15 protein-coding genes and 1 pseudogene are annotated in these 14,785 nt (G+C 69.2%); 6 read left to right on the top strand and 10 right to left on the bottom strand.

Going from position 1 to position 14,785, the window contains the following annotated elements:
- Positions 1-14: 14 nt before the first annotated feature.
- Genes hemQ through hemE form a run of 3 tightly spaced genes read right to left on the bottom strand, consistent with a single transcriptional unit; the run spans position 15 to position 3,153 of the window.
- On the bottom strand, positions 15-716 hold the full coding sequence (gene hemQ, locus A5648_RS03140) for a hydrogen peroxide-dependent heme synthase (RefSeq protein WP_065023154.1): 702 nt from the start codon (positions 714-716) through the stop codon (positions 15-17).
- A 29-nt stretch (positions 717-745) separates the two neighbouring features.
- Positions 746-2,107, bottom strand: a complete 1,362-nt coding sequence (locus A5648_RS03135; protein ID WP_065023153.1) for a protoporphyrinogen oxidase — start codon at positions 2,105-2,107, stop codon at positions 746-748.
- Entirely contained in the window at positions 2,104-3,153 is a 1,050-nt protein-coding gene (gene hemE / locus A5648_RS03130; protein WP_065023152.1) for a uroporphyrinogen decarboxylase, read from the bottom strand. Before hemE ends, A5648_RS03135 begins: the two co-directional genes overlap by 4 nt.
- A gap of 301 nt (positions 3,154-3,454) precedes the next feature.
- Here hemE and A5648_RS03125 point away from each other — a divergent pair, with 301 nt between their 5' ends.
- From A5648_RS03125 to A5648_RS03115, 3 genes are read left to right on the top strand one after another with little or no spacing between them, the layout of a single operon-like run.
- Entirely contained in the window at positions 3,455-4,036 is a 582-nt protein-coding gene (locus tag A5648_RS03125; protein ID WP_065023151.1) for a DUF3000 domain-containing protein, read from the top strand.
- Position 4,037: 1 nt separating this feature from the next.
- Complete coding sequence (locus A5648_RS03120; protein ID WP_065023150.1) at positions 4,038-5,309, top strand: ribonuclease D; 1,272 nt, start codon at positions 4,038-4,040, stop codon at positions 5,307-5,309.
- 5 nt (positions 5,310-5,314) lie between these two features.
- Positions 5,315-5,737, top strand: a complete 423-nt coding sequence (locus A5648_RS03115) for a PACE efflux transporter (protein ID WP_065023149.1) — start codon at positions 5,315-5,317, stop codon at positions 5,735-5,737.
- Here the strand turns inward: A5648_RS03115 and dxs are convergent.
- Positions 5,718-7,631, bottom strand: coding sequence for a 1-deoxy-D-xylulose-5-phosphate synthase (dxs, locus tag A5648_RS03110; protein ID WP_065023148.1), 1,914 nt, complete (start codon positions 7,629-7,631; stop codon positions 5,718-5,720). The genes A5648_RS03115 and dxs overlap by 20 nt on opposite strands.
- 47 nt (positions 7,632-7,678) lie before the next feature.
- Between dxs and A5648_RS03105 the strand changes: the two genes are divergently transcribed.
- The gene (locus tag A5648_RS03105; RefSeq protein ID WP_064855066.1) at positions 7,679-8,134 is read left to right on the top strand and encodes a CBS domain-containing protein; all 456 of its coding nucleotides are present in this window, start codon (positions 7,679-7,681) and stop codon (positions 8,132-8,134) included.
- A 112-nt stretch (positions 8,135-8,246) separates the two neighbouring features.
- Positions 8,247-9,536 carry an SLC13 family permease gene (locus A5648_RS03100; RefSeq protein ID WP_065023147.1) on the top strand — a complete coding sequence of 430 codons (1,290 nt, stop codon included), beginning with the start codon at positions 8,247-8,249 and terminating at the stop codon, positions 9,534-9,536.
- Between the two features lie 21 nt (positions 9,537-9,557).
- Here A5648_RS03100 and A5648_RS03095 read toward each other — a convergent pair whose 3' ends face one another.
- Genes A5648_RS03095 through A5648_RS03085 form a run of 3 tightly spaced genes read right to left on the bottom strand, consistent with a single transcriptional unit; the run spans position 9,558 to position 11,877 of the window.
- Positions 9,558-10,298 (bottom strand): fluoroquinolone transporter permease, encoded by a 741-nt coding sequence (locus A5648_RS03095; protein WP_065023146.1) that lies wholly within the window; start codon positions 10,296-10,298, stop codon positions 9,558-9,560.
- The gene (locus A5648_RS03090) at positions 10,298-10,996 is read right to left on the bottom strand and encodes a fluoroquinolone transporter permease (protein WP_065023145.1); all 699 of its coding nucleotides are present in this window, start codon (positions 10,994-10,996) and stop codon (positions 10,298-10,300) included. Before A5648_RS03090 ends, A5648_RS03095 begins: the two co-directional genes overlap by 1 nt.
- Positions 10,993-11,877 carry an ABC transporter ATP-binding protein gene (locus A5648_RS03085; protein ID WP_234787271.1) on the bottom strand — a complete coding sequence of 295 codons (885 nt, stop codon included), beginning with the start codon at positions 11,875-11,877 and terminating at the stop codon, positions 10,993-10,995. The genes A5648_RS03090 and A5648_RS03085 overlap by 4 nt, the downstream gene beginning before the upstream one ends.
- A gap of 50 nt (positions 11,878-11,927) precedes the next feature.
- Between A5648_RS03085 and A5648_RS03080 the strand changes: the two genes are divergently transcribed.
- Positions 11,928-12,380 carry a GbsR/MarR family transcriptional regulator gene (locus A5648_RS03080; protein ID WP_065023143.1) on the top strand — a complete coding sequence of 151 codons (453 nt, stop codon included), beginning with the start codon at positions 11,928-11,930 and terminating at the stop codon, positions 12,378-12,380.
- Positions 12,381-12,481: 101 nt separating this feature from the next.
- Here A5648_RS03080 and A5648_RS03075 read toward each other — a convergent pair whose 3' ends face one another.
- The 3 genes and pseudogenes from A5648_RS03075 to A5648_RS03065 form a co-directional block, all read right to left on the bottom strand.
- Positions 12,482-13,141, bottom strand: coding sequence for a DUF6629 family protein (locus tag A5648_RS03075; RefSeq protein ID WP_234787270.1), 660 nt, complete (start codon positions 13,139-13,141; stop codon positions 12,482-12,484).
- A gap of 112 nt (positions 13,142-13,253) precedes the next feature.
- Entirely contained in the window at positions 13,254-14,438 is a 1,185-nt protein-coding gene (locus A5648_RS03070) for a class I SAM-dependent RNA methyltransferase (protein WP_428844303.1), read from the bottom strand.
- Positions 14,426-14,785: pseudogene (locus A5648_RS03065) on the bottom strand (hypothetical protein); the annotation flags it as partial. The gene A5648_RS03070 and the pseudogene A5648_RS03065, both read right to left, overlap by 13 nt.

Raw genomic sequence — 14,785 nt, 5'->3', positions numbered from 1 at the left:
GGCGCTGGGCCGCGTCAGGGCAGGGCGGCCACCAACTGCTCGACCTCGACGCGGGGACCGGTGAAGAACGGGGTCTCCTCGCGGGCGTGCAGGCGGGCCTCGGTGTTCCGCAGATCGCGCATCAAATCGACGATCAGGTCGAGTTCGGGCGCCTCGAACGCCAGGATCCACTCGTAGTCGCCGAGCGCGAACGCCGGCACGGTGTTGGCGCGGACATCCTTGTAGGGCCGGGCGGCCATCCCGTGTTCGGCCAGCATCCGGCGCCGGTCCTCCTCGGGCAGCACATACCACTCATGCGAGCGCACGAACGGGTACACGCAGATGTAGGCACCAGCCGGCTCACCGGCGATGAACGCCGGGACGTGGCTCTTGTTGAACTCCGCGGGCCGGTGCAGTCCCACGTTGCTCCACACCGGGGTGCAGGCCCGGCCGAGCGCGGTGCGCCGGAAGCCGGTGTAGGTGGCCTGTAGGTCCTCCACCTGCTCGGCGTGGCTCCAGATCATGAAGTCGGCGTCGGCGCGCAGGCCCGCGACGTCGTAGAGGCCGCGGATCACCACGCCGCGCTCTTCCTGCTGCTTGAGGAAGGTGGCCGCCTGGTCGGCGACCTCGTCCCGGGTGCCGGGACCCTCGTCGAGCACCCCGGGACGCACCGAGAACACCGAGAACATCACGTAGCGGATGGTGGAATTCAGCTTGTCGTAATCGAGGTGCGCCATGGCCCCCATGCTGCCACGACAGGCCGCCGCTAGGGCGCCGGGGTGGCGCTGATCACGGCCGCGGCCGCGCGGTCTGCCGCTGCGACGCAGGCCGGCACCCCGATGCCGTCGAGGTAGTTGCCCGCCACCGCCACCGTGGGCGGCAGCCCGGCGCGCAGCCCGGTGACCAGCGCGGCGTGCCCGGACCGGTATTGCGGCATCGCCGCAGGCCAGCGCTGGACCAACACCTCCAGCGGGTCGACCGCAGCGCCGAAGACGGTTTCCAGGTCGGATATCGCCCACGCCACCAACTCAGCCTCGGAGGCTCGGGTGCGGGAGTCGCCGAACCGGCCGAACGACAACCGCAGCACCTCCACCTTGCCGCCATAGCCCCAGCTGCCCCACTTGCGCGAGGTCAAGGTGATCGCCTTGGCGTGCAGTCGCTCCCCGGTGGCGACCAGCACCCCGGAGTTGTCCGGGAATGCCGCACCGGCGGGCACCGCCAGCGCCACCACCACCGACGAGGCGTGGGTGATCTGACTGGCTGCCGCCGCGGTGCGCGGGGCGAACCCGGTGGCCAAACGGGCCAGCACGTGGGCGGGCACCGCCATCACCAGCCGGGCGGCGCGGTGGAAGCCGCCGGCGGCGTCCCGCAACAGCCAACCATCTCCGGTCGGGTCGATCTGGGTCACCGCCGCCTGCACCCAGCGCAGCCTGCTGCGGCGCACCAGGGCATCGATCAGCACCTGGTAGCCGCCGGCGATCGCGCCGAACACCGGTGCGCCGGTCGTCGGCGGCAGTGCCCGCCGCACCGCCTCGGTGAGGCTGGCGGCGCCGCCGTCCAGCGCAGCGGCCAGGCCGGGGACCGCCGAGCGCAGTCCGATCGTCGCCGCCGTCCCGGCGTACACCCCGCCGATCAACGGATCCACCGAGCAGGCGACCACCTGCTCGCCGAACCGGTCGGCCACCAGCGCACCCAGCGCCGGGTCGCTGCCGGGTTCGAACGTCAGCGGGCGGCTGGGTTCGCCGGCGACGCGGGCGATGGCCTCCTCGTCGACCAGTCCGGCCATCGACCCCGGCGAGGACGGGATTCCGCTGAGCGTGCCCGGCGGCAGCGGATGCAGCCGGCGGCGGCAGTACAGCAGCGGCCGCACCCCGGTGGTGGTGCGTTCCCGGTCGGCCAGGCCCAGCTCGGCCAGCAGGGCGGGCAGCTCGGGCCGGCGCGCGACGAACGCCTCCGCGCCCACGTCCACGGCGATACCGCCCAGGGTCTCGGTGCGCAGCACCCCGCCGAGCCGGTCGGCCGGATCGAAGACGGTGATCTCGGCCGCGTCACCGAGCGTCGCGCGTAGCCGGTAAGCGGCGGCCAGACCGGAGATGCCGCCTCCGACAACGCAGTACGACGTGGTCACAACGAATGGACCAGCGACACCAGATCGGTGAGCACGCCCGGGTCCGATTCCGGCAGCACGCCGTGCCCGAGGTTGAAGATGTGACCGGATGCTCCGGCGGCCACCGCGGCACGGCCATCGGCGACGACGGCGCGCGCCGCGCGTTCGGTCACCGGCCAGCCCGCCAACAGCACCGCGGGATCCAGATTGCCCTGCAGGGCGAAGCCCGCGCCGACCCGCGCGGCGGCATCGGTCAGGCTGGTCCGCCAGTCCACCCCGACCACGGTGGGCCCGGCTTCGGCCATGGCGCCCAGCAGCTCGGCGGTCTGCACGCCGAAATGCGTCATCGGTACCCCGGCGTCGGCCAGCGTCGCGAACACCCGGGTGCTGTGCGGTAACACGAAGCTGCGGTAGTCGGCCCGGCTCAGCGTGCCCGCCCACGAGTCGAACAGCTGGATGGCGTCCACGCCGTGGTCCAGCTGCACGGTCAAAAACGCGATGGTCAGATCGGTGAGTCGGGTCATCAGCTGATGCCAGCTGTCCGGCTCGGCCAGCATCATCGCCTTGGTGCGGGCATGGTTGCGGCTCGGGCCGCCTTCGACCAGGTAGGACGCCAGGGTGAACGGCGCTCCGGCGAAGCCGATCAGCGGCACGTCCCCCAGCGCGTCCACCAGCAGCGACACCGCTTCGGCGACGGCCGTCACCTGCTGCGGCTCCAGCGGCTTCAGGGCGGCGATATCGGCCGCGCTGCGTACCGGCTCGGCGATCACCGGCCCGACGTCGGGCACGATGTCCAGGTCCACCCCGGCACCGCGCAGCGGCACCACGATGTCGGAGAACAGGATCGCCGCGTCCACGTCGTGGCGGCGCACCGGTTGCAGGGTGATCTCGCAGACCAGCTCCGGATCGAAGCAGGCCGCCAGCATGCTGTGTTGGGCGCGCAGGTCTCGGTATTCCGGCAGCGACCGGCCGGCCTGCCGCATGAACCAGACCGGCACCCGGGCGGGTTGCCGGCCGGCAGCGGCGGCCAGGAAGGACGACTCAGGCAGCTCACGACGGGCACTCATCGAGGTCAATGCTGCCACGGTCGCGTTACGTGGGCGAACCGCGCGGTTCATGCGGCGGTCCCAGCTTCGACTCTCCTCCGTCGAGCCTCGCTGAACCGCGCGGTTCATGCGGCGGTCCCAGCTTCGACTCTCCTCCGTCGAGCCTCGCTGAACCGCCGGTGATTCGGCGCGCCTGTCTGCGCCGATCGGCGCCGGGGGTTAGCGTGAGATCCGGCGACCCGCGTCGCGGCGGTGCGCAACAGCACCCGGGGGCCGGCCGCTGGCGACGCGGGGCACAGCGATGAGTTAAGGAGCGGCGCCAGTGACATCAGCCGAGCCTGCCCCATTCCGCGAAGCGGTGGCAACGATGCATGCCGCGACGGTGCGGTCTGAGATCGAGTTGGGGCCGATCCGGCCGCCCCAGCGCCTGGCGCCCTACAGCTATGCGCTGGGCGCCGAGGTCAAGCACCCCGAGACCGACTTCGTGCCGGAGGACTCCGACGGCGACGCGTTCGGCCGGCTGATCCTGCTCTACGACCCCGACGGCACCGACGCCTGGGACGGCACCATGCGGATGGTGGCGTTCATCCAGGCCGATCTGGATCCGCACGAGGCGATCGACCCGCTGCTGCCCGAGGTCGCCTGGAGTTGGCTGGTGGAGGCGCTGGGCTCCCGCACCGAGCACGTCACCGCGCTGGGGGGCACCGTCACGGCGACCACCTCGGTGCGCTACGGCGACATCTCCGGCCCGCCCCGCGGCCACCAACTGGAGCTGCGCGCATCCTGGACCGCGACCACACCGGAGCTGGGCGCGCACGTCCAGGCGTTCTGCGAGGTCCTCGAACACGCTGCGGGGCTGCCGCCGGTCGGGATCACCGACCTGAGCTCCCGAACCCGCGTCTGAGATGTCCGGGCAGACAGAACCGGCATCCGACGAGCCCGAGCCGACTCCCCTGCCGCATCCCGCCGACGGGGTGCCTGAGGTGTCGGTCACCGCGACGCAGATCGGCGCCGCCGCCGAGAAGTTGGCCGGCGGCCACGGCCCGTTCGCGGTGGATGCCGAGCGGGCCTCGGGCTTCCGCTACTCCAACCGCGCCTACCTCATCCAGATCCGGCGCGCCGGTTCGGGCACCGTGCTCATCGACCCGGTCGGCGCCGGCGAGGATCCGGCGGCGCTGCTGCGTCCGGTCGCCGAGGTGCTCGACGACGACGAGTGGATCCTGCACGCCGCCGACCAGGATCTGGCCTGCCTGGCCGAGGTCGGCATGTGGCCGAAGGCGCTCTATGACACCGAGCTGGCCGGGCGGCTGGCCGGCTTCGAACGGGTCAACCTGGCCGCGATGGTGCAGCGCCTGCTGGGGCTGGGGCTGGCCAAGGGCCACGGTGCCGCCGACTGGTCGAAACGCCCGCTGCCCGCCGACTGGCTCAACTATGCGGCGCTGGACGTCGAGGTGCTGATCGAACTGCGTGGGGCCATCGCCGACGTGCTGGCCGGCCAGCATAAAAGCGACTGGGCAGCACAGGAATTCAACCATCTTCGGATCACCGACTTCACCACGTCGACCCGCCGGGACCGCTGGCGGCGTACGTCGGGCATCCACAAGGTGCGCGACCGGCGCGGCCTGGCCGCCGTGCGCGAGCTGTGGACGGTGCGCGACCGGATCGCCGCGCGCCGCGATATCGCCCCCGGGCGCATCCTGCCCGACTCGGCGATCATCGCCGCCGCCGTGGCCAATCCCACCACCGTCGAGGAGTTGCTCGCCCTACCGGTGTTCGGCGGGCCCAAGCAGCGCCGCAGCGCAGCGACCTGGTTGGCCGCGCTGGCCGCCGCGCGCGACAACCCCGAGCCGCTGGATTCCGTCGAACCCCAGAACGGCCCACCACCGCCGTCGCGCTGGTCCCGGCGCAAGCCCGAGGCGGCCGCGCGACTGGATGCGGCCCGCGCCGCCCTGGGCCAGCTGTCCGAGCAGGTGAGCGTGCCGACGGAGAACCTGCTCTCCCCCGAGCTGGTGCGCCGGCTGTGCTGGGACTGGGATCCGGCGACACCCGAACCCGCGGCGGCGATCGAGGCGTTCCTGATTGCCGGCGACGCCCGACCGTGGCAACGCGAGCTCACGGTGCCGTTGCTGGCTGCCGCGCTCGGTAAAGCCGTCGGCACCACCGCCGACGGCGGCTGATCCGGGTGTCCGCCGTGGTTCGCCGGATCAGCTACGTGATCAGCTACGAACTCATCGCCATCGTGCTCACCGCCCTCGGCCTGGTCGTCCTGGGCTTCGGTGGCGGCAGCTCGGGTGTCATGGCGGTGACGGCATCGACGGTGGCAATGGTCTGGAACTACGTGTGGAACACCGTGTTCGAGTTCTGGGAGCGGCGGCAGGACTCCCAAACCCGCACCGTCGCGCGCCGGATCGCGCACGCCATCGGCTTCGAAGGCGGGCTGGTGGTGGTGCTGTTGCCGGTCGTGGCGTGGATATTGGGCGTGTCCCTGCTGCAGGCTTTCGGTCTCGAGGCGGCCCTGCTGGCGTTCTTCCTGGTCTACACGTTCGTGTTCACCTGGCTGTTCGACAGGATCTGGCCTCCGCGACCTAATCCAGGTGCTCGCTGACCTCTTCGACGCAGTTGGAACTGCCCATCGCCGCCACCCAGCCGGTGATCTGGCGGGCCACATCCTGGGCGGTCAGGCCGACCTCGGCCAGCAGTTCCCCCCGCGAGGCGTGGTCGTAGAAGCGTTGCGGCAGACCGACATCCCGGCAAGGCACGTCAATGTCGGCAGCCCGCAGCGCCGCCGACACCGCCGAGCCGACCCCGCCGGCGACACCGTTGTCCTCGCAGGTCACCACCAGCTTGTGGGCGACGGCCAACTCGGCGATCACCTGCGGCACCGGCAGCACCCAGCGCGGGTCGATCACCGTCACGCCGATGCCCTGGTTGTGCAGCCGGTCGGCCACCGCCAATGCCATCGGCGCGAACGCCCCCACAGCGACCAGCAGAACGTCGGGGCCCAGCCCGTCCGTCGGCCGGGCGAGCACATCGACCCCGGAGCGGCGCTCGAGCGCTGGAATGTCCTCGCCCACATCGCCTTTGGGGAACCGCAGCGCGGTGGGACCGTCCTGGACCTCAAGCGCCTCACCGAGTTCCTCGCGCAACCGGATGCCGTCGCGGGGGGCGGCCACCCGCATCCCCGGCACCACACCCAGGATCGACAGATCCCACATTCCGTTGTGGCTGGCGCCGTCGGGGCCGGTGATCCCGGATCGATCCAGCACCAGCGTGACCGGCAGCTTGTGCAGCGCGACGTCCATCATCACCTGGTCGAAAGCGCGGTTGAGGAACGTCGAGTAGACCGCCACCACCGGGTGCAGGCCGCCCATCGCCAGACCGGCCGCCGAGGTGACCGCGTGCTGTTCGGCGATCCCGACGTCGAACATCCGGTCGGGAAAGCGCTGCCCGAACGGCGTCAGCCCGGTGGGCCCGGGCATCGCGGCGGTGATCGCGACGACGTCGCGTCGCTTGGTGCCGTACTCGATGAGCGCATCGGAGAACGTCGCCGTCCAGCCGCGGCCGGCGGTCTCGGTGGCGTACCCGGTGAGCGGGTCGATCACGCCGCAGGCGTGCATCTGCTCGGCCTCGTCGTTCTCGGCCGGACCGTAGCCCTTGCCCTTGCAGGTGACCACGTGCACGATCACCGGCCTGCCGAAGCCGCGAGCGCGGCGCAGCGCCGACTCCACCGCCGCCTCATCGTGGCCGTCGATCGGGCCGAGGTACTTCAGGCCCAGGTCGGTGAAGAGCGCCTGCGGCGCCAGCGCGTCCTTGAGTCCCGCCTTGACGCTGTGGATCACCTGGTAGCCGATCTCCCCGACGACCGGCACGCCGCGCACCGCGGCGCGGCCGCGCTCCAGCAGACGCTCGTAGACGGGCTGCAGTCGCAGCGCGGCCAGGTGGTCGGCGAAACCCCCGATGGTCGGCGCGTAGCTGCGGCCGTTGTCGTTGACCACGACCACCACCGGCCGGTTACCGGCGGCGATGTTGTTCAACGCCTCCCAGCACATGCCGCCGGTCAGCGCACCGTCGCCGACGACGGCCACCACGTGCCGGTTGCGGTGCCCGGTCAGTTCGAAGGCTTTGGCCAGCCCATCGGCGTACGACAGCGCGGCACTGGCGTGGCTGGACTCCACCCAGTCGTGCTCGCTCTCGGCGCGGGACGGGTATCCCGACAGCCCGCCCTTCTTGCGCAGGCTGCCGAAGTCACGGTTGCGTCCGGTCAGCATTTTGTGCACGTAGGCCTGATGGCCGGTGTCGAAGATGATCGGATCGTGCGGAGAGTCGAACACCCGGTGCAGCGCCAGTGTCAGCTCCACCACGCCCAAATTGGGGCCCAGGTGCCCGCCTGTCGCGGCAACCTTGTGGATCAGGAACTCCCGGATCTCCGCCGCCAGATCGGCCAACTGAGCCTGCGAGAGGTGCTGCAGATCGGCGGGGCCGCGGATCCCTTCAAGCATCCGGCCAGTCTACGCATGGCGACGGGTGACCACCGTATGGTCGTCGTATGCGCGCCGAGGAGATCGCTGAGGAGTTCCCGGTGGTGTCCATCGATTCCGACGCCGTGGACGCGGCCCGGTTACTGGCCGAACACCGACTGCCCGGAATCGTGGTTATCGACCCCGCCGGCAAGCCGCACGCGGTGCTGCCGGCCTCACAGGTCGTGCGTTTCATCCTGCCCGGATACGTCCAGGACGACCCGTCGCTGGCCGGAGTGCTCAGCGAGAGCGCGGCCGATCGCGCCGCGGAGAAATTGCACGGCAAGACGGTGCGCGATGTGCTGCCCGAACACCTGCCCGAACTGCCGACCGCCGGGCCCGCCCACACCCTCATCGAAGTCGCCTCCACCATGGCCCAGCTGCGCAGCCCGCTGGTGGCCGTCGTCAAGGACGGTAAACTGCTCGGCGTGATCACCGCCTCGCGACTGCTCGCGGCAGCGCTCAAACCTGATCGGCGCGGCTGATAACGTATCCATTTTCATGCGGTGTACCGGCAAGCCTGGTCGGCGTCAATGATTCCGTATCCAGGGGGTGCATGGTGGGGGTTGCGGCCGACCGCTGTGCGGAGCTCCCCCGATGATCTACTTCGCCGTCGCGGTCTTCGTGATCGCCTATGGGTTCATCGCCGCCGACCGGATCAACAAGACGGTGGTGGCGCTGACCGGGGCGGCCGCGGTCGTCATCTTGCCCGTCATCTCCTCCGACGACATCTTCTACTCCCGCAAAACCGGCATCGACTGGGACGTCATCTTCCTGTTGCTGGGCATGATGATTATCGTCAGCGTGCTGCGCCAGACCGGCGTGTTCGAGTACGTCGCGATCTGGTCGGCCAAGCGGGCCAAGGGTTCCCCGCTGCGCATCATGATTCTGCTGGTGCTGGTGACGGCTGTTGCATCAGCGCTGCTGGACAACGTCACCACGGTGCTGCTGATCGCCCCGGTCACCCTGTTGGTCTGCGACCGGCTGGAGATCAACGCCGCACCGTTTCTGATGGCCGAGGTGTTCGCGTCCAACATCGGCGGCGCCGCCACACTGGTCGGCGATCCGCCCAACATCATCATCGCCAGCCGAGCGGGCTTGTCGTTCAACGCCTTTCTCGTGCACATGGCGCCGATCGTGGTCATCGTCCTGATCGCCTTCATCCTCATGCTGCCCCGGCTGTTTCCGGGATCGTTCACCGTCGACCCCGACCGGGTCGCCGACGTGATGGCGCTCGAGGAGCACGAGGCGATCCGGGACCGCCGCCTGCTGATCAAGTGCGGCCTCGTGCTGGCCGGGGTGTTTGCCGGGTTCATCGGACACTCCGCGCTGAACCTGGAGCCCTCCGTGGTGGCGCTGCTCGGTGCCGGGGTACTGATCGTGATCTCCAAGATGGAGCGCTCGGACTACCTGTCCGGCGTCGAGTGGGAGACCCTGCTGTTCTTCGCCGGCCTGTTCGTGATGGTGGGCGCCCTGGTGGATACCGGGGCGATCGCGGCCCTGGCCAAGAGCGCCACCGAACTCACCGGCGGCAACGCCTTGCTGACCACGATGGGAATCCTGGGGGTGTCCGCGCCGGTGTCCGGCATCATCGACAACATCCCCTACGTGGCCACCATGACACCGATCGTGGCCGAGCTGAGCACCACGCTGCCCAACGATCTGCACCCCGATGCCCTGTGGTGGGCGCTGGCGCTCGGCGCCGACTTCGGCGGCAACCTGACCGCAGTGGGAGCCAGCGCCAATGTAGTGATGCTCGGCATCGCCCGCCGCGCCGGGAATCCGATCACGTTCTGGGAGTTCACCCGCAAGGGCATCGTGGTCACCGTGGTCTCGATAGCACTGGCGGCGCCGTATCTGTGGTTGCGCTACTTCGTGTTCGGTTGATTTCTGCGGTGTTCAATCCCGTCAGGTGTTCTTGGCGATGAAGCGGCGGTACAGCGGTATCGCGACCGCCAGGTTGTAGACGACCCCGCCGACCAGATAGGGCCACCACATACCGTGGTCGCCGGCCACCCAGAATGCCTTGACCGCCCAGTACGGCGGCAACACCCCGAACGCCAGGTTCCAGCCCGAGTCGATGAACCAGGGCAGGCACGGCAACCCGGCGATCAGCATGCCCAGGCCACGCAGCGCGGCCAGGCCCTGAATCTTGTTGCTGGCCATGGCCAGAATCAGCAGCAGCGTCACCACCGCGGACAGGCCCGCCACCAGCCCGATCGGGATCAGCGATGGCACCAGGCCCGGTTGCAGAATCCCGCTGAACGACAGGGTGGCGATGACGTAAGCGGTCGTCACCACCATCACGGTGGCCACCCGGTAGCCGAAGAACACCGATAGCCGCACCGGGGTGACTCGCAGCGCGGTCAGCGTGCCGGCATCGACTTCGTCGAGCACCAGGAATGCGGCCAGGCCACCGGTGATGATGATGGACGTCAGCAATAGGAATGCGGTGAGTACCAACGGGTAGTAGGGCACCAGATCGAACGCGTAACGCTCGGCGAGCATGGTGGTGACCCGCGGCGTCAGCACCGCTACCCCGGTGGTCCAGATCACCGGCGCCAGCACGATCATCACCAACAGCGGGTCGCGGTAGGTGCCCCGCAGATCATTGCGCCCGAACGCCGTCACTGCGCGCCAGCCGGCCATTACGACCGCTCGATGATGTAGTGGGCGAACAGTTTCCGGCCCGCCACGTACAACCCGGCGATCCACAGTGTGGGATAGATCAGCGCGTACGCGATCTGCCAGGGCGCCAGGCTGAGCTGCGCGAAAGCCGCCCCGAACAGCAGCAACGGCCCCTGGCTGGGGATCAGGTAGCACAGCGGTGACGGCCATACCCCCGAGTAGTGCAGCATCGGCAGCGACATCACCGCCAGTGGGATCGTCGCGGTCAGGAACCAGTCGCTGATCGACGCGAACGGCAGTGATGTGGTGAACCCGACCAGCAGCATCACCAGGGTCGCCAGCAGCACCCCCGCCAGCAGTGGAGCCGGGTGGTAGCCGACGCGATCCACGCCGGCCACCACCACGGCCACCGCCAGTGAGATCCCGGCCAGCGGAGTGAGTTTCGCGGTCAGGTACTCGCCGAATCGCAGCGGTGTGGCGACGATCGCCGAGAGGGTTCGATCCTGCTTGTCGAAGAACACCGTGCCGGCGATAAAGAAGAATCCGATGATGGCCGTATCGCCCATCAGCACATATGGTTCGGCGGCCGTGCGCAGGCCCGCCGGCATCGGCAACAGCACCGCCAGCCAGATCAGACCCGAGAACACCGCGGCGTGCAAAAACTTCTGCCGGACCTGCAACATCAGCTCCAGGCGTAGCGCGGCCACCAGCCGGCTCATGTCAGCTGCCTACCGGTGACCTCGACGAACACGTCATCGAGGCTGGCCTCGCGGCTGTGGATCGTCTCGATCTGTCGTTCGCGCAGCACCGCCTGAAACGCCGCGTCGTCGGCCAGGGTGTCCATGGCGAAGTCCGCATTCGCCAGGCCGCCCTGCTCGCACCGGTAGGTCACTCGCACTATGCGCTGGCTGCGGGCGATCTTCAGCTCGGCGGGCTTGTCCAGTGCGACGATCCGGCCGTCGACGACGAATGCCACCCGGTCGCACAGCTCGTCGGCGGTGGCCATGTCATGGGTGGTCAGGAAGACGGTCCGGCCCCGTGCCTTGAGATCGCGCACCATGTCCTTGACTTTGTTGGCGTTGACCGGGTCCAGACCGGACGTGGGTTCGTCGAGAAAGATCAGTTCGGGGTGGTGGATCAGCGATCGGATGAAGGTCAGCCGCATCTGCATGCCCTTGGAGTAGTTGCCCACTCGGGTGTCGGCGTATTCGGTCAGGCCGACGGCGTCCAGCAGGTCCGTCGGGTCGGCGGTCTTGCCGGCGTACAGCGATGCGAAGAACTGCAGATTCTCCAGTCCGGTGAGCTTTTGGTAGTGGTTGGGCAGTTCGAAGGACACCCCGATGCGCTGGTAGTAGTCGGGTCCCCACGCCGCTGGGTCGCGGCCCCAGACCTGGGCCTGGCCGCCGTGGCCGCGCAACAGGCCGATGAGCAGTTTCTGCGTCGTGGACTTGCCGGCACCACTGGGGCCCAGGAAGCCGAAAATCTCTCCGCGGTCGACCGAGAAGTCCATGCCGCGAACCGCCGGCTGCTCGGCTTTCGGGTAGCTGTAGGTGAGTCCGCGCACCCGGATCACTTCGGTGGTCTCGCCGTCGTCCAACACCTGATCGAATATACTGACATTTCAGAAATTAATGAACATTAGGAGTTCCGGTGGCGGATGACGCGGACATCGCCGAACAACTCGCGCTGACGTTGACCGGTCTCGGACTGCAGCGCATGACCGCCCGGGTGCTGGCTGCCTTGCTGTTCACCGAACGGTCCACGATGACGATGGGCGAGCTGGCCGAGAAGCTGCAGGCCAGCGCCGGCGCGATCTCCGGGGCGATGAAGATGCTCACCGCGGTCGGGCTGGCCGAACGGGTTCCGGTGCCGGCCAGCCGCCGCGAGCACTATCGACTGCGCGACGACGCGTGGGCGGTGCTGTTCACCAACCAGAACGTGACGATCTCAGCCATGCAGGACGCCGCGGCGGCCGGGATCGCGGCCATCGGCGCCGACCACCCGGCCCACCGTCGGCTCACCCAGATGCGGGACTTCTACACGTTTCTGCTCGGCGAGATCCCGGCGCTGCTGGACCGCTGGCGCGAGCAATCAGCGGGTTAGCAGCGCGACACACTCTGCACGGTGTAGCCGTGTTTGCGGCACAACCCGATATCGCGGGCGAAAACCGCTGTCGCACAGGCGACGCCGTATCTGTGGTTGCGCTACTTCGTGCTCGGCCGACGAGCCGCCCCGGACGGGTCGCGAAAATTCCTGCGGCGCACCATGTGCACCAATACCAGCACCGACGCGACCGCGGCGTAGATGCACCACAACGACGCGAACGCCTTTGTGTAGAGCACCGCGACGACAACCAGGCCCACCAGGTTGACGACGCCAAAGGCGATGATCGAACGGTAACCCGACAGCAGCGCCGGCCCGATGACGGCGACGATGTAGAGCGTCACCCACACGCCGGCGTGCTGGATACCGGTTTGGTAATCGAGCGCATGCCGGTGCCGGGTGACTGAGACCGGCGAGGCCAGGACGACATAGAGCAGATATGCCGACACCACCGCGCCGAGCACTACGAACGGCGCGACACGTAACCGGCGGCCGGGTGGCTCCAGCAACACCACGGATACCGGCACCAGGGTCGGCAACAGCGGCAACGCGATCAGCAGATAAGCCAGCACCGCAAGGTGGCCGAGCCCGGCGGACAGGTCACGGTCCTGATGCGCCCACACCGCCGCCTCGATGAACTGGTGCACCGCGAAGACCGTCGGTAACAGCGCAAACGGCAGCTCCCGGGCGGCTTTGACCTCGCGTAGTGAAAGCGCAGCGACTGGCAGCAGCGCAGTGCCGGCCACCAGATCGGCCGTCATCGAAAAACACACCGCCCCAGTGTGCCCCCGCCGCCACGCCCGTAATCCCGTTTTCCGCGCAGGCAGCGTCTGACCATATCGACCTTCGGGCTGCCCCGCTGCTGTGTCAGGGCTAGCGCACCAGCAGCGCCACGCACTCCACGTGATGAGTGAGCGGAAACGCGTCGAACACCCGGATCCGCTGCACGGCATAGCCGTGCTTGCGGTACAGCCCGATATCGCGGGCGAAAGATGCTGCCTCACAACCGATGTGCACCAGGCGCGGTACGGCCGCGGCCGCCAACGCCTCGATCACCTCGCGTCCGGCGCCGGCGCGCGGCGGATCCAGCACCGCGACGTCGGCAGCGGTCCGCTGCGCACCCAACACCCGGCGCACCGAGTCGGTCCGCACCGACACCTGCGGCAGATCGGCCAGCGCGGCCCGGGCGGCGCCGGTGGCCGCCCGCGAGGTGTCGACGCTGATCACCCGGCCGGACTCCCCTACCTCCTCGGCCAGTGCCGCGGCGAAGATCCCGGCCCCGCCGTAGAGGTCCCAGGCGGTCATGCCGGCCTCTGTGGCTGCCCAGTCGGCGACCAGCGCGCTGTAGAGCGCGGCCGCGTGCCGGTGCGCCTGCCAGAACGCGGTCACCGGGATCTGCCAGCGCCGCCGGCCGACCCACTGGGTGGCGTGATAGTCGCCCTCGTGCACCTGCGGGCGATGATTGCGGCCGGTGCTCACCACGTGCCGGACGCCGTCGTCGTCGGCCACCACATGGACGTGGTCGCCGGGCCGCCAGCTCTGCTCGGCCAGTCCCTTGATCATCCCGGCGGGCAACTGGCCGCACCGCAGATCGGTGACCAGCTCCTCGCTGTGATACCGGTGAAACCCGGCCCGCCCGTCGGCGCCGACCTCCAGCCGGACCCGGCTGCGCCAGCCGGTCGGACCGCCCTCGCCCACCGGTTCGGCCTCGCCCTGCCAGTCATGGCCGCCGAGCCGGGCCAACTGGTTGGAGACCACCTCGCCCTTGAGCGCACGGGCCGCGGCCGGGTCGGCGAATGCCAGGTCGCAACAACCGGCACCGCCGACGCCGGCGATCGGGCACAGCGAGGCGACCCGGCCGTCCGCCGGTTCGAGCACCTCGACACATTCGGCGTGCCAGTACGATCCGCGCTCGGCGGTGATCCGCGCCCGCACCCGCTCGCCGGGCAGGGCGTAACGCACGAAGACCACCCGGCCGTCATGGCGGGCCACACAACTGCCGCCGTTCGCGGGCGCGTCGGTGACCAGGGTCAGCTCATGGTCGCTCACTCCAGAAATCCTCGCCGGGTGTCACCGGGGGCGTGGTGCGGCGCCAGCACCTTGCGCCGTTCCGAGGAGTTGAGCTGCCAGGGCACCGAGGTCACCATCACCTGCGGCATGAACAGCAGCCGGGTCTTGAGCCGTAACGCACTCTGGTTGTGCAGCACCTGTTCCCACCAGTGCCCCACCACATATTCGGGGATGTAGACGGTCACCACGGTGCGCGGCGACTCCTTGTTGATGCGCCTGACGTAGTCGAGCACCGGCCGGGTGACCTCACGGTAGGGCGAGGCGATCACCGTCAACGTCGACGACACCGAGACCCGCGCTTTGGTCCGCGAGTGGGAGGACAGCAATATCACCGT

Source organism: Mycolicibacter sinensis (genome assembly GCF_001673565.1).
GTDB lineage: Bacteria > Actinomycetota > Actinomycetes > Mycobacteriales > Mycobacteriaceae > Mycobacterium > Mycobacterium sinense_C.
Note: the sequence above shows the minus strand (reverse complement) of the source record. Positions and strands in the feature narration are given on the sequence as shown.

Bases quoted from the DNA above. Each gene is read 5' to 3' on its own strand.
- hemQ (WP_065023154.1), bottom strand. From the start codon at position 716: ATGGCGCACCTCGATTACGACAAGCTGAATTCCACCATCCGCTACGTG.
- hemE (WP_065023152.1), bottom strand. From the start codon at position 3,153: ATGAGTGCCCGTCGTGAGCTGCCTGAGTCGTCCTTCCTGGCCGCCGCT.
- A5648_RS03120 (WP_065023150.1), top strand. From the start codon at position 4,038: ATGTCCGGGCAGACAGAACCGGCATCCGACGAGCCCGAGCCGACTCCC.
- dxs (WP_065023148.1), bottom strand. From the start codon at position 7,631: ATGCTTGAAGGGATCCGCGGCCCCGCCGATCTGCAGCACCTCTCGCAG.
- A5648_RS03105 (WP_064855066.1), top strand. From the start codon at position 7,679: ATGCGCGCCGAGGAGATCGCTGAGGAGTTCCCGGTGGTGTCCATCGAT.
- A5648_RS03100 (WP_065023147.1), top strand. From the start codon at position 8,247: ATGATCTACTTCGCCGTCGCGGTCTTCGTGATCGCCTATGGGTTCATC.
- A5648_RS03095 (WP_065023146.1), bottom strand. From the start codon at position 10,298: ATGGCCGGCTGGCGCGCAGTGACGGCGTTCGGGCGCAATGATCTGCGG.
- A5648_RS03090 (WP_065023145.1), bottom strand. From the start codon at position 10,996: ATGAGCCGGCTGGTGGCCGCGCTACGCCTGGAGCTGATGTTGCAGGTC.
- A5648_RS03075 (WP_234787270.1), bottom strand. From the start codon at position 13,141: ATGACGGCCGATCTGGTGGCCGGCACTGCGCTGCTGCCAGTCGCTGCG.